The organism is Flaviaestuariibacter terrae (genome assembly GCF_054777635.1).
In genome coordinates this window covers 645,574-665,482 of the sequence record NZ_BAAHAL010000006.1, presented here as the reverse complement: position 1 = coordinate 665,482, position 19,909 = coordinate 645,574, and the positions used below count along the sequence as shown (strand labels likewise).

The 19,909-nt window shown below is 58.6% G+C and carries 17 protein-coding genes; 4 read left to right on the top strand and 13 right to left on the bottom strand.

What is annotated here, in order from left to right; all coding sequences use genetic code 11:
- Position 1: 1 nt before the first annotated feature.
- The 9 genes from ACYU7Z_RS03630 to ACYU7Z_RS03590 all read right to left on the bottom strand — a co-directional run bounded on the left by ACYU7Z_RS03630 (position 2) and on the right by ACYU7Z_RS03590 (position 11,769).
- Positions 2–2,422 carry a TonB-dependent receptor gene (locus ACYU7Z_RS03630; RefSeq protein ID WP_460567461.1) on the bottom strand — a complete coding sequence of 807 codons (2,421 nt, stop codon included), beginning with the start codon at positions 2,420–2,422 and terminating at the stop codon, positions 2–4.
- Positions 2,423–2,454: 32 nt separating this feature from the next.
- Positions 2,455–2,985, bottom strand: coding sequence for a hypothetical protein (locus ACYU7Z_RS03625; protein ID WP_460567459.1), 531 nt, complete (start codon positions 2,983–2,985; stop codon positions 2,455–2,457).
- A 42-nt stretch (positions 2,986–3,027) separates the two neighbouring features.
- Positions 3,028–4,074, bottom strand: coding sequence for a tRNA uridine(34) hydroxylase (trhO, locus tag ACYU7Z_RS03620; protein WP_460567457.1), 1,047 nt, complete (start codon positions 4,072–4,074; stop codon positions 3,028–3,030).
- A gap of 100 nt (positions 4,075–4,174) precedes the next feature.
- Positions 4,175–4,513 carry a hypothetical protein gene (locus ACYU7Z_RS03615; RefSeq protein WP_460567455.1) on the bottom strand — a complete coding sequence of 113 codons (339 nt, stop codon included), beginning with the start codon at positions 4,511–4,513 and terminating at the stop codon, positions 4,175–4,177.
- 31 nt (positions 4,514–4,544) lie between these two features.
- Entirely contained in the window at positions 4,545–7,013 is a 2,469-nt protein-coding gene (locus tag ACYU7Z_RS03610) for a DUF5686 and carboxypeptidase regulatory-like domain-containing protein (RefSeq protein WP_460567453.1), read from the bottom strand.
- A gap of 31 nt (positions 7,014–7,044) precedes the next feature.
- A complete protein-coding gene (locus ACYU7Z_RS03605) occupies positions 7,045–7,389 on the bottom strand; it encodes a hypothetical protein (RefSeq protein ID WP_460567451.1) in 345 nt (114 codons plus the stop codon).
- A 7-nt stretch (positions 7,390–7,396) separates the two neighbouring features.
- On the bottom strand, positions 7,397–9,838 hold the full coding sequence (locus ACYU7Z_RS03600) for a penicillin acylase family protein (protein ID WP_460567449.1): 2,442 nt from the start codon (positions 9,836–9,838) through the stop codon (positions 7,397–7,399).
- Positions 9,839–9,946: 108 nt separating this feature from the next.
- Positions 9,947–10,987: an RtcB family protein gene (locus ACYU7Z_RS03595; RefSeq protein ID WP_460567447.1), complete on the bottom strand. Its 1,041-nt coding sequence runs from the start codon at positions 10,985–10,987 to the stop codon at positions 9,947–9,949.
- 119 nt (positions 10,988–11,106) lie between these two features.
- On the bottom strand, positions 11,107–11,769 hold the full coding sequence (locus tag ACYU7Z_RS03590) for a protein-L-isoaspartate(D-aspartate) O-methyltransferase (RefSeq protein ID WP_460567445.1): 663 nt from the start codon (positions 11,767–11,769) through the stop codon (positions 11,107–11,109).
- 62 nt (positions 11,770–11,831) lie between these two features.
- Here ACYU7Z_RS03590 and ACYU7Z_RS03585 point away from each other — a divergent pair, with 62 nt between their 5' ends.
- Together ACYU7Z_RS03585 and ACYU7Z_RS03580 are read left to right on the top strand one after the other, a co-directional pair.
- Complete coding sequence (locus ACYU7Z_RS03585) at positions 11,832–12,431, top strand: methyltransferase family protein (RefSeq protein ID WP_460567443.1); 600 nt, start codon at positions 11,832–11,834, stop codon at positions 12,429–12,431.
- A 137-nt stretch (positions 12,432–12,568) separates the two neighbouring features.
- Positions 12,569–13,492, top strand: coding sequence for a toxin-antitoxin system YwqK family antitoxin (locus ACYU7Z_RS03580; protein ID WP_460567441.1), 924 nt, complete (start codon positions 12,569–12,571; stop codon positions 13,490–13,492).
- 78 nt (positions 13,493–13,570) lie between these two features.
- On the opposite strand, the gene ACYU7Z_RS03575 is transcribed toward ACYU7Z_RS03580, so the two are convergent.
- Positions 13,571–15,295 carry a phospho-sugar mutase gene (locus ACYU7Z_RS03575; protein ID WP_460567439.1) on the bottom strand — a complete coding sequence of 575 codons (1,725 nt, stop codon included), beginning with the start codon at positions 15,293–15,295 and terminating at the stop codon, positions 13,571–13,573.
- A gap of 88 nt (positions 15,296–15,383) precedes the next feature.
- On the opposite strand from ACYU7Z_RS03575, the gene ACYU7Z_RS03570 reads away from it, so the two are divergent.
- Positions 15,384–16,382, top strand: a complete 999-nt coding sequence (locus ACYU7Z_RS03570) for a DUF2279 domain-containing protein (protein ID WP_460567437.1) — start codon at positions 15,384–15,386, stop codon at positions 16,380–16,382.
- A gap of 229 nt (positions 16,383–16,611) precedes the next feature.
- Here ACYU7Z_RS03570 and ACYU7Z_RS03565 read toward each other — a convergent pair whose 3' ends face one another.
- Complete coding sequence (locus tag ACYU7Z_RS03565; RefSeq protein ID WP_460567435.1) at positions 16,612–17,121, bottom strand: phosphoribosyltransferase family protein; 510 nt, start codon at positions 17,119–17,121, stop codon at positions 16,612–16,614.
- Positions 17,122–17,163: 42 nt separating this feature from the next.
- Between ACYU7Z_RS03565 and ACYU7Z_RS03560 the strand changes: the two genes are divergently transcribed.
- Positions 17,164–18,504 (top strand): (Fe-S)-binding protein, encoded by a 1,341-nt coding sequence (locus ACYU7Z_RS03560; protein WP_460567433.1) that lies wholly within the window; start codon positions 17,164–17,166, stop codon positions 18,502–18,504.
- Positions 18,505–18,652: 148 nt separating this feature from the next.
- On the opposite strand, the gene ACYU7Z_RS03555 is transcribed toward ACYU7Z_RS03560, so the two are convergent.
- Both ACYU7Z_RS03555 and ACYU7Z_RS03550 read right to left on the bottom strand, forming a co-directional pair.
- Positions 18,653–19,153: a DinB family protein gene (locus ACYU7Z_RS03555; RefSeq protein ID WP_460567431.1), complete on the bottom strand. Its 501-nt coding sequence runs from the start codon at positions 19,151–19,153 to the stop codon at positions 18,653–18,655.
- An 11-nt stretch (positions 19,154–19,164) separates the two neighbouring features.
- Entirely contained in the window at positions 19,165–19,884 is a 720-nt protein-coding gene (locus ACYU7Z_RS03550) for a LysE family translocator (protein WP_460567429.1), read from the bottom strand.
- Between the last annotated feature and the right edge of the window lie 25 nt (positions 19,885–19,909).

Genomic DNA, 19,909 nt, shown 5'->3' with positions numbered 1-19,909 from the left:
ATTAAAAGTTATAGCGAACGGCCACGCTGCCGAACCACTGTGCGTTCAGCGGTGCCGGAAGGTAGGCATCCGGAAGCTGGTTGGCAAAGACCATATAGTAGTATTTCGCGCCGGTGAGGTTGCTTCCTCCCGCGAAAACATCTACATCGAAATGCTGCCCGACGGCATGGCGGAACCCGATCTTGGCATTGAGCAGGCCGAAGGATTTCGCCTTCTGCGTTTCCACGTTGTCGGACCCGAGGTAGACCGCATCACGGTACGAATAAAACGCGTTCGCGTACAGTCCGGGCTTTGTCGTTATGTCGACGCCGATGTTGAACACGAGTGGCGGAAGGCCCGCGACGCGTTTCCCGCTGTAGTCGACCGTACTGTCTTTTGCCTGGTTGGGGCTGACACGGAACCGCTGGTAGCGGAAGTTCCGGTAATGGGCATCAATCCAGGTAAGGTTGACGAAGGGAGCCACCTGCGTCAGGAAGCCTTTCGGCTCGGTAACCGCGTACCAGCGAAGAGCGGCTTCCACCCCGTTCTGCACCTGGCTGCCCCCGTTAACCACGTAGCTGAACTGCGTGGTGCGCGTCGCCTGGTTGGTATCGAGCGGAATGGCTACGCTGGTCATCTTGTCGCGGAACTCGCTGTGGAAATACGTCGCTTCGAATTGTACCCGGTTGCCAAGAACAAATCCTTTTGTACCGGCCTCGAGCTGCGTTCCCGATTCGGGCTTGAGTCCTTCGTTGATGCGCCCTGTCGCGGGGGCACCGGCAACGTAGGGGATATAGAAATAGCTGCTCGTCGGCGCGCGGTAGCCGCGGCTCAGCGAGGCAAAGACCGATATAGATTTCGAGAATACTTTGTTGACCGCGAGTCGGGGCGACCACATGTCATCGTAGTTCCTGGTGAAGACCTCCGGCACCCGGTAACTGCTCCGGTTGTAGCGGTCTTCGAGGCGGATCTTCATCCCGCTCCAGCTAAGGCCGGCGGTCACCGACAGGGTTCGCGCGAAGGCAAGCGTCCATTCCGTAAATACAGAAGCCGTGCCGCTGCGCATCATCTGGTTGCTGCGCTCGAGCCCGATCCGGTAATGGTTGGCCGGGTCCGTAGTATTACTGTCGGGGACCATGTTATAAAGTATCGACGAAGAGCGCTGTTGCTGCGCCTCTACGCCGGCAACGCCGCTGAGCACACTGTTCGCCCCGATCGCGAAGCTTGTATTGAATACCGACCGCAGCCCCCAGTTAACGGGAATTTTGTCGGTCCAGCCGGCGGCCGAGCTCGCGTCGTTGAGCACCCCGCTGCCAAAAAGGGTTGTGCTGTTCGAAAGGTGGCGGCCAAACTGGTAGCTGTGCGTCGCACCAACACGGAAGCTCTGAACATGCGAGTGGGCGTCGCGCTTGATGTATTCCGGGTTGCCCGACCAGTTGAGCGTGTCGTACTGGCCGATGGTCAGCTCGCCGGCACGCTGGTCGTAGCTGTTGGCAAAACCGGCGTACACAGAAAGACTTTGCTTTTCGCTCACCGAGAAATCGCCGGCAAAATTCACGAAGTCTTTGTGTGACGCGTTGTGCGGCATATAGCCCTTCGACTCCTGGTGCCCGTAATTCAGCAGGATCGACGAGCGCTGTGCACCGAGCTGCAACGACGTTGTGTAGCGCTCCAGGCCGTTGCTGCCCATGAGCACCTGCTGCCCTGCCGAGCGCTTGCCGGCTTCGGGACGAAGCGTGTGCAGGTTGGCCACGCCGGCGATCGCCAGGCCGTAGAGGGAGCCCGCCGGGCCTTTCACGATCTCTACATTTCCGATCGATCCGAAATCGACGTCATCGAGGATGGTAATGCCTTCCGCATCGGTAAGCGGAATGCCATTCAGGTACACCTTCACACCCTGGATATCGAAGTTGCTGCTTACGCCGGCCGTGCCCCGCGTGCCGCCGCCATAGCCGCGGATATTAAGCTGCTGGCCCGATGAAACCGCGCGCCGCTGCATCACAACCCCCGGCACGTTGGCATTGATCGCATCATCCAGGAAAAGGCCGGTGCTGCGCTGCAGCTGCTGCGGATTCAGCTTGCTGATCGAAGACGGCTGGTTGAGCAGATTCCTGTTTTGCGCGGAGGTAGCGGTAATCTCCACTTCATTAAGCACGGCGGCGATCGGCGTAAGCGCGATGGCTGCCGGCTCGGAGCAGTTCGTGTGTGTTACCTGCCGGCTGTCGTAGCCGACGAAGGAAACGCGGAACGTATTGGACGCCGTGCAATCATAGGTGAAGTGGCCATTGGCATCCGTCACGGTCTTCTTTCCGTTGACGATGATATTGGCGCCGGCAAGTGGCTGCCCGCTCTTGCTATCGAAAACGCGGCCTTCCGCCCTCGTTTGCGCAAACGATATGGTGGCGCAGGCCATCAGGCCTGCGGTAAAAAGCAGTTGTTTCATGAACGTTTTTTGGGTCGAAAAAAGAGAATGAATCAGGTCAGGGACGCTGTGCCCAGGGGCGGCTCCAGCAGCGTGTTGCGCCAGGGAAGCGGGTGAAGGTCCTGATGTTTCTCATGCCGGCAGGAAGCTGGATGGCCAACGGTACCAGGTACCGGGCACGCTGCCGGTGCGATATAGGTGAGAACGGCTAATTTCAGCAGCAACAGGGAGGCGACATGCCCGTCGTCGTTTTTGGCCGTGTGGCGGAAAGCCGCTACCAGCGCCGTTTCCTGCTGATCGGACAGCGCCTGGATCACGATCTGCGGTCCTGACCGCTGCAGCGCCAGCACATCGTAGCGCCGGCCCTGCCACTCAAATTCGGATCCTTCATCAAGCCAATGAAAGCCCGGGGTTCCTGTCTCGGCGACGTTCAGCGTTTCGACACGCTCGGGCCGTACACCCTTTGCAAGCGCCCGCCGCATTTCGCTGCGCAGCTCCGCCATCCGCAGCTCAAAAAAGAGCGAGCGGCCGCCCATCGTGAGCAGCAGCAGGAGGAGACAACACAATGCGAGCAGTCGGCGCATGGTCGCAAAATAACTAAAAAGCCCCGTGACCGGGACTTTGCGCTATTGATTTCCTTTTTCGTTGAGCCGGGGACGAAGCCGCGCCTTCGATTTGTTGAAGACGTTGTGTCCTTTGTCGATGCCTTTACGCAGCACCGCTTGTTGCTCTTCGGGCAAATGGATAAACTCCTGGCACGCAGGGCTGCAGCAGTTCTCGTACTTCGTCCGGCAGGCCTCGCATTGAATGAACAGCAGGTGGCAGGTATCGTTGACGCAGTTGGTATGCGTATCGGCCGGCGCACCGCACTGGTGGCAATGGGCGATCACTTCATCGGTGATCCGCTCTCCGAGACGGTTGTCGAAAACAAAGTTCTTGCCGTGAAATTTGCTCGGCAGGCCCTTCTCGCGGATCTGGTTGGCATAATGAATGATGCCTCCCTCGAGGTGATACACATTGCGGAATCCGCGGTGGAGCATGTAGGCGCTCGCCTTCTCGCAGCGGATGCCACCGGTGCAATACATCACGATGGTCTTGTCTTCCTGGCCCTGCAGCAGTTCAACTGCCATGGGGAGCTGGTCGCGGAAGGTGTCCGACGGCACTTCCAGGGCTTTTTCGAAATGCCCCACCTCGAACTCGTAGTGGTTGCGCATATCGACCACCACGGTGTTCGGATCGTCGATGATGCTGTTGAAGCCTTCCGCATTGATGTATTGCCCGCGCCGGCTCATGTCGAACGACGGGTCGTTGATGCCATCGGCCACGATCTTGTCTTTCACCTTGATGCGGAGCACCCAGAACGATTTGCCGTCGTCATCGACGGCCACGTTGAGGCGAAGCCCGTCGAGGGGACCGATCGAATAGAGGTATTCGCGGAGGGCATCGAAGTTGCTGTCGGGAACACTCACCTGGGCATTGATTCCTTCGGCCGCCACGTAGATTCGCCCGAACACCTTCAGGGCTTCGAGGCGCAGGTAGAGCTCGTCGCGGAAGGCCTGCGGTTCCTCGACCGGGAAATAGCAATAAAAAGAAATCGTGCTGCGGTGCTCCGTTTCGGCGAGCATGCGTTGCTTCAGCTCCTCGTTGGAGACGCGGTTGTGTAATGGGGCCATAGGAGAAATTTTAAGGACACTTTCAGGGTGAACAAAATTTCGTCTCCGTTTTTGCGGAGGCGCCGCAAAGATACGGCTTCCGGCCCGCTTTACGACAGCCTTAATGCGAGGTTACCAGCAGATAGATCACACCGGCAAGCAGCAGGATGATGGCCAGCACCGGTGCTACGAAGGCCAGGATCAGCACGAGAATACCGAGCATGATGTAGAGCAGCGTGCGGGTGGAAATACCGGAATCGCGGCGGCTGAAAAGGGAACGCACCTGGGCTTTCGCAAGCATCCAGAGGGCTTTACGCTTCATCTTGCGCATCTGGCGGCGGCTCAGTTGAGCCGCATAAACGCTGAGCAGGACGGCGGCAAGCAGCGAGGAGGTTCCGGGCGTGTTGGCGTGGGATGGTGTTGGCGCTGCCGGTTGCAGCGATACGGGGCTTAAAGACATAGGTCAAGGTTTGTCGGGCAAAACTACAACATCAGCGGTTGCCAAACAGCGACGATGACAATCCGAGTCGAAAATCATGACGCACCTTACCGTTGTCTTCGATGCCGAGGATAAAGTCGAACCGGAACACACGAAGGATGTTTTCGAGGCCAACGAACGGCTCGATGTAGGTTCGCCCCGGCGCATAATAGAGCGCATTGGCACCCGTTACGAGGTTCCACTTCAGCTTCTGGATCAGCGGGATCTTGTTGGTCAGCAAGCCGTTGAAATGGTGCTCGAAAAAGACCGCCGTATAAAACTTGCTGGCGTTGCTGAAATAGTACGGCGTTACCAGCTGGAAGCGGCCGGCATACGACTCACTCAGCTTCGTTGCGTTGCCCTTAAAGTGGATGTAATCCGGCGACTGCAGCGAGTCTTTGTTGAGGAAGCCGCCAAACTGCAGGCGGTACGACATCCGTCCACCCAGGCGCAGATTGATATTGTGGGCTACAGCAAAATTCCATTTGCTGTAGGCAACGTCGCCACCGAGCGCGCCCGAGATGGCCTGGGTATACCCCAGCGTGAAGACCGGGTAGGGCGAGCCTACGGAGAAGCGCCGGTTCGGGAACTCGACGTAGCGCGTGCCTGGCTGCCAACGCAGCGTTGTGCCCACGATGAAGGCTTGGTGCCGCGAAATATTGCTGTCGGTAAAAGGCTCGGGATAGTTGGGGGTGAACTGGCGGTCCTTATCGTCGCGCAACACGTAGCTGGCCGTGTTTTCCAGCGGAATCCGGTCCTGGTATTGCGCCGACAGGTTCCAGGAAAAGCCGTCTTCCATCCCGCGTGTATGCGACAGCTGCACGAAGCGCGCCTCATAGATCTTGAGGCGGTTGATATTGTCCCAGAGCGATGAGAACGTGTTGATGAACTCGCTCACCGGGTTTTCGTTGTTGAACTGGAAAATATCCGAGCCGCCTGCCACGGTGAGCGTGCGGAAGCGCTTGTCGCCGAAGCGGTAGTTGAGCGTCAGGTTCGGGTTGAGGTGCTTGTTGCTGAAGCCGTAGCGAACTTCGGGCGTCACGCTGAAAGAGCGCCGGCTTACCGACATCGTATCGAGCCGCTTGGTATAGGTGACACGTGCATTAACGACATAGCCTTCGACCGTGTTGTAGCTGAAAGTGCTGATGGCCGGGTATACAAAGACCGACGAGCGTGCCTTCTCGTGGGTGAAGGTCTGGCCGGTGAGCAGCAGCTCCTGGGCGGAGATCTTGTTGCGAACACGGTCGAGCGAATCGAGGTAGCGGGGCGAGTTGTGCAGTTTTTCAAGACTGTCTTTCTTCCGGTAGTCGTCCACCTCGTCGCGCTCCAGCGCAATGGGCCGCGTTTGCGCCCAGTAATCCTCGGTCTTGCGGTTCGACGAATCCTTGTAGCGGAGAATGGTATTGTCGAAGTAGCCTTTCGGGAAGTTGGGGCTCAGGTTGTATTCCGAGTAAACGTTGGCAAAGGAGCCAAAGCCATCGAAGCCGAACATCTTGATGGCCGGGTACATCACCTGGCTGCGGAGTACCCAGGGGCCTGAGCCGGAGGGCACATAGAGTTGCTGCAGGCGAAGCGTGTCGAAGGTTTGCAGGCCGTACTCTTTCACGGCAACGAGCTCCACAGAATGAATCCGCCACTGGTCTTCCACGATATTGATGTATCCCTGGAACAGCGGCTCGTACTTGCGCCGCGGGATGACGAGGATGTGGTTGACGAGAAGGCCGTTCTCCATAAAGGAGCCCTCGTATTTATACTTGTAGTAGTGCAGGGCGTTGTCGGAAATGGGCGAGATAAGCCCGCGCGGCGACAGTCCGGGTCCTACCTGGAGCAGGTTTTCATAAAGGGAGAACATCTTCGGCGCGCTCAGACCGAAGCCATCCGACTGGCCGCTGACCTTGGTGGCGAGCACATCCACCTTGGCCTGCTTCGGCCCGTTGACGGAGTACCGGGCGATGGTCTCCGACAGGTAAAGCATTTTGCGCTTGCTGCTGTCGCCGTCTTCGAAGTCGACCTTCTGACCCATGAATTTTTTGGGGAAGTCGCGCAGGCGGAACTGCCCCTTTGTGTACACTTCGGCGGTAAAGCTTTTCAGCTCGTCGCGGTATACCGGCCGTTTCCGGATCGCCTGCCGGATGATGTCGTAAGCGGCGTCCTCCCCTTTCTTCACGATCACTTCGGAAAGGGTGAGCTGCTGCAGCGAGAGCTGAAAATGCAGGTCCAGGTTGTCGCTGCCGAGTGTAATGGTCTTTTCCTGTTGCTGGTAGCCCACGTGCTGGCAAACGATCGTGTACGACCCGGGCGCCAGCCGCAGCTGGAAAACACCCTGTGCGTTGGCGGTAGCCCCGATCGGGCTGCCCTTGACCTGTATCGAAGAAAATGGCAGGAGTTGTCCCTGCTGATCGGTGACCTTGCCGCTAATGGTTTGCGCGCACAGCGAAATACTCGCCAGCAGGACGAGCGCCAGGGAAAGAAGTTTCTGCATAAACAGGTTTACAGTTGAATGCCGGTTTTGGTTACCGGGTTGCCCGGAGCGATGCGCCACTTAATGCCGCAAACCCGCCGACGATCCCGCCCAGCAATGCCGTGACGAGTACGAGCAGGAAGGATGATTGGCCCAGGTGGAACAGCTCCGCGATACGTTGCGAAAGTAAATGTTCATTCCGGGTATCCAGCCACAGGGCGAGGATGAACCATAGCAAAAAAATTCCTAAAAAACCGGAAACGAAGCTTCGCAGCAGCGGCTGCTGCAGCAGCGCGCCGACGGCAAAGGCCACCAGCGCGATCGTATACCAGGGCAGGTAGCGGCCGGCGATGAACGAAAAAAGAGCGATCAGCAGGATCGAAACCAGGAGGCGCATAAGCAGTTTATGAGGGGTTGAAGGTCATTGTCCATTTAACGCGCCGGTCGCCGGCTTCGCTGGCCGACATCATCCAGAGCGTATAGTAGTTGCCGCGGGCCCAGTCGTCGGTGAAGTTGTCGTAGAAGCGGCTGCCCGGGTTGCCGCTTTGTCCGCCGGGATAGATGCCATAGGCTTCCGTGGTTGCCGACAGCTGGATCACCTGCCGCCAGCTCGGGCCGTGGTACTGCGTGATGGCATTCGGCGTAGCGGCGCTGCCGCCCACCATCAGCTCCTTGTGCCAGAAGGGCGAGAGCGCATCGCGCAGCAGGTGACGGATAGCGGCCTTCTTGTGCTTCCACCAAACAAGGCCAGTGCCTGCTTCTTCGGCCTGGAGCGCAGCGGATGCGTTTTTGAATGCTGCGAGCACTTCCACGGGAAGCGTCTCCCGTTCGGGGCTCCGAACATCGTCGACGAAGAACGCAGCCGAATCGCGGAGCAATGCTTCCACCACGGTTTGATCGTCGGGCCAGACCGTGGGACCCGTGACCCGCGCGAGCTCGTCACCGATCAGCACGGAGTTGAGGCTATCCAGGAAAGTATTGTAGATCGTGGCGGCGCGTGAATCGGCGTGCTCGTTGTAATCCCAGGCCGCGAGCTCGTCGTAGTATTTCTGTTCGGGCTCCGCAAGACTGTTGCGATCGAGTTGCCGCAGCAGGAAGGGCAGCGCATCTTCGGCGAGACTGTTGAAGGTGCTTTGCTGCAGCGCCATCATTTTCCGGGGCGTTGCTCCCTGCGTTTGCTGCAGGGTATGGAAGATCGTCACGCCGCGCGGGGTAATGTAATTGCCCGGGATGAAATACGGGTAGCTTCCGTCAACAGGCCGCTGGTTGGCGCTTTGCACAAAGCCGCTGTCCTGGTGCACGTGCGGGTTTTCCGATTCGGGGATGAAGCCCTGCCAGGCATACGAATCATCCTCGCCCGGCATGATGGTCAGCCCCTGCCCTTCCCAGCGTGCCGGGAACTTGCCCTGCTGCCAGATGGCAATGTCGCCGCGCTTGGAGGCGAAGATCACGTTTTGCCCGGGCGTTTTCAGCAGGCTGATGGAGCGCCGGTAGTCGTCGTAATTCTTTGCCCGGTCGAGGAGGAAAAACATCGCGCCTTCATTGGAGCCTTCCTGCGCCGTCCAGCGGCAGGCAAGGGCGTCCTGCCCCGACAGCTCGCTCGTAAACGAGGCGTCGTACATCACGGGACCAAAGGCGGTGTAGGCAACGGTATCCTGCAGTGTCGGCGCACCGGCAATGTTGATGTTTTCGATACGCAGCTCCGTGGGCGTCCACTGCCCGTTGTACCAGTATTCTTTTTTCGAGCGGTCTTTGAACCGGATCCGGTAGTAGTCGCGCACGTCGCGCATGGCGTTGGTGGTTCCGAAGGCAATGCTGTCGTTGAAGCCCATGATAACGCTCGGCGCTCCCGGGAAGGTGCAGCCGTAAACATTCATCGTGGGTGTGTGCAGCTGCATCTCAAACCAGATCGAGGGAAGGGTCAGGTTGAGGTGCGGATCGTTGCAGAGGATCGGCGCGCCGCTCGCGGTCTTATCTCCGGACAGTGCCCAGTTGTTGGAACCGTTCTCGCGTTGCGGCTTGCCAACCGGTGTCACATGAAGGCTGCTGTCGTTGCCGAAGTATGCCGAGTCGGCGCTTGCCGGCTTCACCGGAACGATACCCGGTGCTGCAAACGCGGTGCCTCTCGGTACGATCGGCATTGATGAATCGGACAGGTCGCCGTAAAGCAGCTTCATCTGCGCCAGGTCGAACGTGCTGCGCTCATTGCTGAATTCAAGGTCACGCTCGAAGCCGGCGAGGTCTTTGGCCATCGCCTTTGTAAAGAGCGCCGTTTTGAGGTTGCTCCAGTGCTCCGGCCGTTGCCCGAGCAGCTTGTATTCTACCGGCAGCTGGCTCTCCGTGAGGTTGTCGATCCATGCGTTGACACCGGCGGTATAGGCATCGAAATATTTTTTGCCTTCGGGGTCGGCTTCCATCGCCTGCAGCGTTTTTTCCGCACCCGAAACCATACCGAGGCGGCGCTGGCTGCGGTCATGCTTCACCAGCTCGGGCTTGTTGCCCAGCACTTCGGCGAGGCGCCCGGCGGCGGCGCGTGTTTGCAGCTCCATCTGCCAGAGGCGGAATTTCGCATGGAGGTAGCCCTGCACGTAGTAGGCGTCTTCCTCCTGCTCGGCGAAGACGTGCGGCACGAGTCGCTCGTCGATAAAAACGGTGGTTTTGCCCTTCAGCCCGGGCAGGCGCAGGTTGGCGTTGAAGTCCTGGTCGGCGGGCTCGGCGTTCTGCCAGAAGCCTTGCTGCGGACTCATAAACGGCCCGATGGCCGGCGTGCCGCCCCACTTGTGCTGGAGCCCGAATACGAGCGCGCCGGTAACAACGGTTGAAATCAGGAAAGGAACAATACGCATACACGGTGAGTTCGCCGACAAGATAAGCAGAGTTTGCCGCTTACGGTTTCCGGTATGCCGCCCGGTAACGGCCGTATCGAAAATCCCCGCTTGCAGCGGGGATTTCGTTTAGACGCCGGTGAACTTTACCGTTGCAATGGGCCTCGTTTTATCGAGCAGTTGGAGGTGCGGCTGCTTCGCCAGCAACGACTCCGAATTCTTGTACGCAAAGTCGAATTCCTGCAGGATGCTGCTGTCGAAGTCCCCCTGGCGGTTGAGCAGCTCCGGGAATCGCGACCGGTACGCATCCTTCTCCGCTTTTTTCAGCGAATGCCAGTGCTTCAGGGTGTCGGTGCGGCTATGCTGGCGGCCCGCGCCGTGTGCGCTGCTGTAGAGTGCGTCGGCAAGGGAAGGATCCCGGCGGCGGGCCTCCACGATCAGCGAGCCGCGGCTCATGGAGAGCGGAATGACCACCGGACCTGTCGCCGGCAGGCGCGTGCTGCCCTTGCGGTGAATGACTCCATCGTCCGTAAACTCCAGCAGGTTATGATCACTGTCGGCAAAGCCGAAGCCGCCGCCGGCCAGGTAACCGTTGCGGTCGAGAAAGGCCATGCTTCGCTCCACAAACTGCCGGCGGCGCGCGGCGGCATACAGCAGCACGCGCTCGTATTGCGCCCGGTAGGATTCGGTTGCCCGTTCGATCGGGAGCCACTGCCGGCCCGGGTTGTAGCGTTGCAGCAACGCATAGCTTTCCTGGTACAGGTGGATGCCCAGGTTGCGGCTACCCGTGTGTACGATCACATACAGGTGCGTGTCCGACTCCTCGAGTGACAGGAAATGATTGCCGCCGCCTAGACCTTCGTCCGTCATGGCGTGTACCGCGCGCTCGAAGGCCGCATAGTGGCGGGTCTTGTCGAACGGCCTGCGAAGGTCTTTCTTCGGCACGCGGCCAAAAGCGACGCCACAGCCGCTGTCCTTGCCGGTTACCAACGGGTAGAATACGGCGCGGGTCTGAAAGGCAACGCCCACCGGGATGGAGCGCTCGGAGCAATAATGGATATCGGGGAATACCGCGATCTTTTCGATGTGCGTTTCCGCTTCGAAAGCGGCCAGGGACTGCAGCGCGTTCTGCTCCACGACGCTGCGGTCCGTAAAGTAGACTGTTTTCATCTTGTCTTCTTTAGGAAATGAATAAAGGGCGCGCCCGGGGAGCAGCCGCAAAGGGGCGCGTGAAAGGGTCTCAGCAAAGACCGCTGCAAAAATAATACTTCATAAAAACGGGCAACTACCTAGTTTTTGTCATTTTTCCCTTCCAGCATGGGCACGAAGCTGAACCGGTCGAAGCGCTCTTCGCAGACGCTGCCATCGGCCTGCTTCGTGATGCGCATCATTACCTGTGCATCGCCTTCGTCGGTGGGCACCACCATGATGCCACCCGGCTTCATCTGCTCCACAAGCTTTGGCGGTATGAAGGGCGCGGCTGCGGTGATGAGCACGCGGTCGAAGGGCCCGTAGGTGGGCAGGCCTTCAAAGCCGTCGCCGTAAAAAAACTTGATGTTGGGATACTTGCGGAGCCAGGCAAATTGCTTGTTGCTGTCGAAGAGTGCCTTTTGCCGCTCAATGGTAAATACCTGCGCGCCGAGCTCGGCGAGCACGGAGGCCTGGTACGCGCTCCCGGTACCGATCTCGAGCACCCGCATGAACGGCTTTACGTCGAGCAGTTGCGTTTGATACGCTACGGTGTAGGGTTGGGAAATCGTTTGCCCGGCGGTGATGGGAAAGGCGCGGTCTTCATAAGCCACCTCGTCGAAGGCCGAATCGAGGAAGTAGTGGCGCGGGATCTTGTTGATGGCTTCCAGTACCGCTTCGCTCTGGATTCCCTTGCTTCGGAGCAGTTCCACCAGCTTTTTACGCAGCCCCATGTGGCGGTACGTATCCTCAAACTTCCTCATGGCACAAAGATAGCAGCACAGGTGGAGGCCGCCCCCGCCGAGCTCAACAATATTTTCTGACAATGCTGCAAAACCATATCCTGCTGGCTCTTCTGTGGATCGCCTTCGGTGTTTTCCACAGTGCCCTCGCAAGCGGCCGCCTGAAGCGCGCGCTCTTTGCGCGATGGCCCGGGCTTCAACCCTATTACCGAAGCGTCTACGTGCTCTTTGCGTTTGTGAGCATGGGCGCGATACTGTGGTACCAGCTTCGCCTTTCCTCCCCGCTCCTCCTGGGCCCGGCCTGGCGGATTCCGGCTGCGTTGCTGGCCGCGACGGGTGCCGTGCTGATGGCGCTGTGCATCCGGAAATACTTCCTGAGCCTGAGCGGGATCCGAAGCCTTTTCGAACAGCGCGAGGTGCCCAACGAGCTGCGGATCGACGGCGTGCACCGCTACGTGCGGCACCCGCTTTACCTCGGAACCTTCCTGTTTGTCTGGGGCCTGTTCGGACTCTTTCCCTATGCCTCGATGCTGGTAATGAGCGCGGTGATCCACGGGTATACGCTGCTTGCCATCCGCTACGAGGAAGCGAAGCTCGTTCGCGAGTTCGGCGCCGACTACGAGCGGTACCGGGCGCAGGTGCCCCGCGTCTGGCCCGTCTTCCGCCCGCGCCGTACCGCGTAAGTTGGATTTTTTGGTTTTCCGCCGTAACTTTAAAATACCTGGAAAAGGTGAACAGAACTAAGTCCCTCCTCAAAAGAAAAGTGCTCCCGTAAGAGCACTTTTCTTATTAAAATAATTTTTTATATAGTTTTGCCGCCATGATCCGCCAACTGCTTTTGATAATGCTGGTACTGGGCGCAAACTGCGCGGAAGGCCAGGAAATAAAAACGTTCTATTTCAACGAGCACATGCAACCGGTAAATGATACCCTTGCTCCGATCTCGGGCCTGGCACGCCGCCAGGGTGAAACCTGGGAAATCGTACTGGTCGAAGCGGCATCGGGAGCGAAGCTTTTGTATGGTTACTTCGATAGCAGTTTGACGAAACCGGTCGGTCCCTGCACGTATTATTTTTCCAATGGCGCACGCCGGCTGCAAGGCTATTACCACAATGGTTTAGAAACCGGCTATTGGCGCACCTGGAATACGGAAGGACAGCTAATCGATTCCACCCGCTTCGAGGAAGGGCAACCCAAAGAAGCGTTTACGTTTCTTTATTATGATGATGGACCCGTCCGTTTTACGACGTACACAGACAGCACAGGCCGAAAGGTGGAAAAGACATATACCCAGGCGGGCGTTCTGACCTTCGAATCGAAAACCGACGGAAAAGCTGTCACCATGCGCGGTTTCGATGCGCAGGGGACACTCCTGTACGAGTATATCCGCGATGCGCAGGGCAAGGTGGTGAAGGACAGCAGGCCCGGGATCAATAAAGGCGAGGTACACGTCAACGCGGCGGCAGCCAGCGGTCCGCCATCGGGGCGGCCTGAGTTTCCCGGTGGGGAACAAGCGTTTCATGACTTTATCCTGCGGGAAGTACAGCGAAACAACGAGCAGTACTACATTAGCGTCAGGGTGGATTTCGACCTCGACGAAAAGGGTTTGCCCCGGAACATAAAAACATCTGAGATCACCGATGCTACAGCGGCACAGCGCCTTATGAGCGCTATCCGCCGGATGCCGCAATGGCACATGAATGGTTACCGCACCTTTCACGTCAGCTATACACTTACACTCTGATGCCGCAACGGATACAAGCAGCAGAAAAAAGCCGGGCTCCCTGCAGGGGCCCGGCTTTTTCTATGGGGATTGGGCTGATCAGACACCCAGGTCTTTCACGATCGCATCGACCTTCGGCTCCAGCGAAGCATACACCTCGTCGAACCGCTCCGCAGAAGGCAGCGGCGCTTTCACGCTGAAGTAAAACTTGATCTTCGGCTCCGTACCCGAGGGGCGCGCCGAGATCTTGCTGCCGTCTTCGAGCACGAATTGCAGCACGTTCGATTTGGGAAGCGTGATGGCTGTTGTGCTGCCCGAGGCGAGGTCGGTAGTGACCTGCTTCTGGTAGTCGGCGAGCTGCGCGACCTTCACGCCGCCGAGCGTTTGCGGCGGGTTGCTGCGGAAGCGCTCCATCATGTCAGCGATCTCCTGCTGGCCGTTCATGCCCTTTCGGGTGATCGACACGAGGTGCTCGCGGTAGCATCCGTATTGCACGTACAGGTCGATCAGCTTCTGGAACAGTGAGCGGCCCTTGTTCTTTTCATATGCGGCCATCTCGCAGAGCAGCGCCACGGCGCTGACGGCGTCCTTGTCGCGGATCTGGTCGCCGATCATGAGGCCGTAGCTTTCCTCGCCGCCGATGATATATTGCTCCTTCCCTTCCTTGCTGCGGATCAGCTCGGCGATCCACTTGAAGCCGGTGAGCACGTTGTAGCAATGCACCTGCATGTTGCCGGCGATCGCATCGATCATGTTGGTGGTCACGATGGTTTTTACCACCATGTCGTTGGGGCCCGCTATGCCTTTCTCACGGCGGCTTTCCATCATGTAGTTGAAGGCAAGTACGGCGGTCTGGTTGCCGTTGAGCAGTACCCACTCGCCCTTGTGGTCCTTCACGCCGATACCCACACGGTCGGCATCGGGGTCGGTGCCGCACAGGATGTCGGCATCGATCTCTTTTGCCTTTTTGAGGCCCATGCTCATGGCTTCGGCTTCTTCGGGGTTGGGGTAAACGACGGTCGGGAAATTGCCATTGGGCACTGCCTGCTCTTCCACGATGGTCACATTCGTGAAGCCAAAATCGGCCAGCACCTGTGGCACCATCTTGATACCCGTACCATGGATGGGCGTATACACGATCTTGAGGTCGTGCTGCGCGGCGATGGCCTCGGGGTACACGCTGAGGCTTTTGACCATCTTGCGATAGGCCTCGTCCACTTCCTTGCCGATGCTGCTGATATTGCTTTCGCCGCCGGTCCATTTTACATCGGCCACCGATGCGATGGCATCCACTTCGGCGATCACGTTCTTGTCGTGCGGGGGCACCAGCTGGCCACCATCGACCCAGTAGGCCTTGTAGCCGTTGTATTCTTTCGGATTATGCGACGCGGTGCACACCACGCCGCCCTTGCAGCCCAGGTGACGGATGGCGAAGGAAAGCTCCGGCGTCGGGCGCATGTCTTCAAACAGGAAGACCTTGATGCCGTTGGCGCCAAAAACATTGGCTACCGTTTCGGCAAAAAAGCGGCTGTTGTTGCGCGAGTCGTGGGCAATCGCAACGCGGACCTCCTCGTTGGGAAAGCTTTTCCTGAGGTAGTTGGCATAACCTTGTGTGGCCATACCGACGGTGTATTTGTTCATCCGGTTGGTGCCGGTGCCCATGATGCCGCGGAGGCCGCCGGTGCCGAATTCGAGGTTGCGGTAAAAGGCGTCGGCGAGCTCGTCGGGGTGGTTCGCCTGGAGCTCGCGGATCGATGACTTGGTTTCTTCGTCGAAGGCGCCGTCGAGCCAGGATTGTACTTTCTGTGCAATAGCTGCATCCATATTCCGTTAGTTTTCGTTTATCCGGTAAATAAAGAGCCGGTAAAGGTACCGGCTGTTGCGAATTTACAGGTGTCTGTACATTTGACGCGTGAAGAAGTTATTGACTTTGCTATTCTGCGCTTCGGCGCTGGCCTTGCAGGCACAGGATCCGACCGGGTTTGCGGCCGCAACGGGTGCCGATCAACTAAGCGACACCTCGCTGCACAGCAAGCTCTCCGCGGCTTTTGTCAGCAACAACCGGCCGGCAACCGCAGCTTACCCGGGCCGCAAATGGGTGGTCGACGGGATGGCGGTCGGAATCTACGGCGGGATGCTTGCCGGCCTCAGCCAGGCCTGGTACAACGATTACCCGCGGAGCCCCTTTCACAGCTTCAACGATATCGGCGAATGGGAGCAGATGGATAAAAGCGGCCATGCCTGGGCGGTATATTCGATGAGCCATATCGGCTATGGGCTCTGGCGCTGGTCGGGCTACAGCAACAGCAAGGCGACGATGCTTGCCTCCGGATCCGGCCTTGCCTTTATGCTGGGGATCGAGTACCTCGACGGACGCTCTTCCGAATGGGGCTGGAGCTGGGGTGATGCCGGCGCCGATGTGTTCGGGGCGGCGCTCTTTGCCGGGCAGCAGCTTGCATGGAAGGAGCAGCGCGTCCGCCTCAAATTCTCATCGCATATTTACCAATACCCTACCGATTTGCGCGACCGTGCGCGATCGCTGTTTGGCAGCACGATTCCTAACAAGCTGCTTAAAGACTATAATGCGCAGGCCTACTGGCTTTCTTTCCCCCTTCCTGCTTCCCTGAAGCTTCCCAAATGGCTCCGGCTGTCGGTAGGCTATGGTGCCGATGGCATGTACGGCGGCTTCGACAATACGGCAATCGACAAGAGCGGCGCGGTGACCTTCGACCGCCGCGACATCAGGCGGTACCGCCAGTGGTACCTGGCTCCCGATATCGATCTCACGCAGATCCGCACCAAAAGCAAGCTGCTGCGCAGCGTTTTCTACTCGATCAACATCCTCAAATTCCCGGCGCCAACGCTGGAGTTTTCCAACGGATCGCTGAAGGGGCACTGGCTGTATTTCTAGGAAGTGGCTGCTGTCCTTGCGAGCGGAGCGAAGGACCCTCGTTGACCTTAAAGCATTTCCCACTTGAAAGCAGCGTTACCAGGAAGTCCTTTGACGTTCGAACACCCCGCGTAATTCACGTTTTTGCTTCGCGGAGTTTATCCCTGGCAGCGGAAGGGCCCGCAATGACGCGTCGCGTCGTCGCGCCGTCCTGCCCTTGCGAATAAAGGCCGCTTGCGGCCATTCCGGGTTAATGTAAATAAGCACCCGTCACCACATTCCCGTCGGTCTCCACGCTGATATGATCCTGCAGTGTCGTGGAGACGGATAGCCCGACAAAATCGGGCTGCACGGCAAATAGCTTGTGCGCGCGCTCCACCAGCACGAGGCTCTGAATCTTCTGGGGCTGCGCGAGCAGCAGCGGCTTCAGGGCGTAGAGCAGTGTCCGGCCGGTGTTCGACACATCGTCTACCAGCAGCACCACCTTGCCATCCAGCGCCAGCTCGCGGTCGAGGCGCGCATTGACCGGGGATTTTTTATCGACCAGGATGACCGCCCGATCGATCGTCGTGGAAACGATCGCGGCAAGCTCGAGTTGCAGCTGTGCGGCCACGATGCTGCCATTGCCTTCGATCCCGAGCAGCACGATCGTTCCGGCGTCCACGTTTTGCTCGGCAACTTCATAGGCCATGCGGCGGATGCGGCGTTGCGCGGCATCGGCGCTGAGGATCGAATTCTTTGCAGCAATATCGGCAGGCATCTGTTACTTTTACCGCGGTTAAATTATGTAAAAAGAACCATCATGCAACTGGTACAGCAACTCCTGTTCGTGCTCCTGGTCGTGGCTGCGGTTTGGATCTTTGCCGGCAAGGTAAAGACGATCCGCCGGAACATCAACCTCGGTCGCGAGGAAGACCTGAAAGACAATCCCGGCGCCCGCTGGCGCAACATGCTCCTGCTGGCATTCGGCCAGAAGCGGATGTTCGACAAGCCCATGGTGGCGTTTCTCCACCTGCTGGTGTACGTCGGCTTCGTGATCATCAACGTCGAGATCCTCGAGATCGTGCTCGATGGCGTGCTCGGCACCCACCGTCTTTTTTCGCCGGGGCTCGGTGCCGCCTACAGCTTCGTGATCAACTTCTTCGAGATACTCGCTTTCTCTGTGCTGGCGGCCTGCGTTGTGTTCCTGCTCCGCCGCAACATCGTTCGCGTGAAGCGTCTCAACATGAAGGAGCTGAACGGCTGGCCACGCAGCGATGCCAACTACATTCTCTGCTTCGAGATCGTGCTGATGACGCTGTTCCTGACGATGAACGCGGCCGACAAGGCGCTGCAGCTGCGCGGCTATGGCCACTACGCGCAGGTGCCGACGAATTTCTGGATCTCCGGCTACATCACGCCCCTGTTCAGCAGCTTCAGCACCCCTGCGCTGCTCGGCCTCGAGCGCGGCGCCTGGTGGCTGCACATTGCCGGCATTTTCGTGTTTCTCAACTACCTCCCCTACTCGAAGCACCTGCACATTATCCTGGCTTTCCCGAATACCTATTTCGCGCGTCTCAAGCCGCAGGGCCAGATGACCAACATGCCCGAGATCCAGCGCGAGGTGCTCTATGCCATGGACCCCGGCGCCGCTGCTTCCGCACCCGCCGCGGAGGAAGGCCACAAGCGCTTTGGCGCGAAAGACGTGCCCGACCTGAGCTGGAAGAATCTGCTTGATGCCTATACCTGTACCGAGTGCGGTCGCTGCACGCAGGCCTGCCCCGCCAACCAGACCGGCAAGCTGCTTTCGCCGCGGAAGATCATGATGGACACCCGCGACCGGATGGAAGAGATCGGCGCCAAAAGCGAGAGCGACGGCACGTTCACCGACGATGGCCGGAGCCTGCTCCACGACTACATCACAACCGAGGAGCTCTGGGCCTGCACGTCCTGCCAGGCCTGCGTCCAGGTATGCCCCGTGCTTATCGACCCGCTCCACATCATCAACCAGCTGAAGCGCTACCTCGCCCTCGAGGAATCCAACCAGCCGGGCGAATGGAATGCCATGTACAGCAACGTTGAAAATAATTTCGCGCCCTGGAAGTTCAGCCCCGATGACCGGGCCAACTGGGCGCTGGAGCTGAATGCGCAGCAGGACTCGTGAATCGTGAATCGTCAATCGTGAATTCGTACACAGTTGGCAGATATTTCGAGGTTGCCAATTCGTACAAATGAAGAACGGATGCCATCGGCATCCGTTCTTCTTGATATCAGGCGTCAGCATTCACGATTGACGATTCACGATTGACGATTCACGCCATCTCCATCTCGTCTGCCGTGGGGCCATACATGCCCGGCACGGGCACATCAAGCAGGCGCAGGTACACCGAGAGCTGCGCGCGGTGGTGAATGAGGTGGTTGATGGCCCAGGTGCGTACGACGGCAACCTTGGGCATGGTGAAGAATACCTGGTCGCCGTTGCGCATCGTCCAGTTTTCCATGAATTGCGCGTCGCTGGCGGCTTCCACAGCAGCGATGCAGGCCTTGGCGTCGCGGTCGAAGTTGGCCAGCAACTGCTCGCTGCTTTCCGACTTGGGCGACTGGTAGGGACTCTTGGCAAAATCGAGCTCCGATGTATTCAGGGTGAACGGGATCCAGTTCACCAGCTCGGCCACGTGGTCGGTAAGACGACCGAGGGGAAAGGATTTTTCGTGCGGCTTCCAATCCCATTTGTCGAAGGGTACGCGCTCCAGCATCTTCCGGGTGCTGGCGATTTCGTGCTGCAGTTCGGGCAGTAAAGACTGATTGATCATATACGTTGTTGTTAGGAATTCTGAATCTCGTCGATGTTCTCCTCGAAGGGCTCCGTATGCTCCTCGGGGTGCTCAAGGCGGTGCACGGCGCCGCGGTTGCGCAGCATCTTATACACCTGTATCAGCGCCGTGAGGGTGAAGATGCCGCCGATGACCCAGTTGAGGATATTCTGGTGCCCGCTGATGGAGGAGGCGATGGCATGTCCGCCGAAGACGAATACGAAGTTGCCGAACAGCGTTCCGAGCGCGATGCCACCGATGTAGGTGTTGTAATGATTGTTTTGCGGCAGGAGGATCTTCTTGGTGTACAGCACGGTGCTCCAGCCAAACCAGAACGGGATCTGCACGGGGTTGACGGCGCTCATCGTAAGCCCGAGCAGGTATGGGTGCAGCGCGCTGCGTAGGTAAAAAGGCTCCACCGGTACTTTGGTGGCGCTCGTGTGCGCAGCGGCCCAGAAGCTCGAGATCGCCAGCAGCACGATGATGGCCAGCGTTACATACTCCAGGATCTGGAACAGGCGCTTCTGCTTCCGTACCCAGTCCATCGCTACGAGCGACAGGCGCACATAGATCGCCTCAATAGTAAGCGAGCCCGACGAGAACCACAGGCCCGCCGCGATACCCTTGTAGATCGTGAGCTGCATGGCCGCCACGTTGAGCGTGCCGAGGGGCAGCGATCCCAGGAAGGAAATGAACATCCCGGTCATGAATATGCGGAGGAGCTTGGGCATCGGCAATCTTAGGGGCCGAAAATAA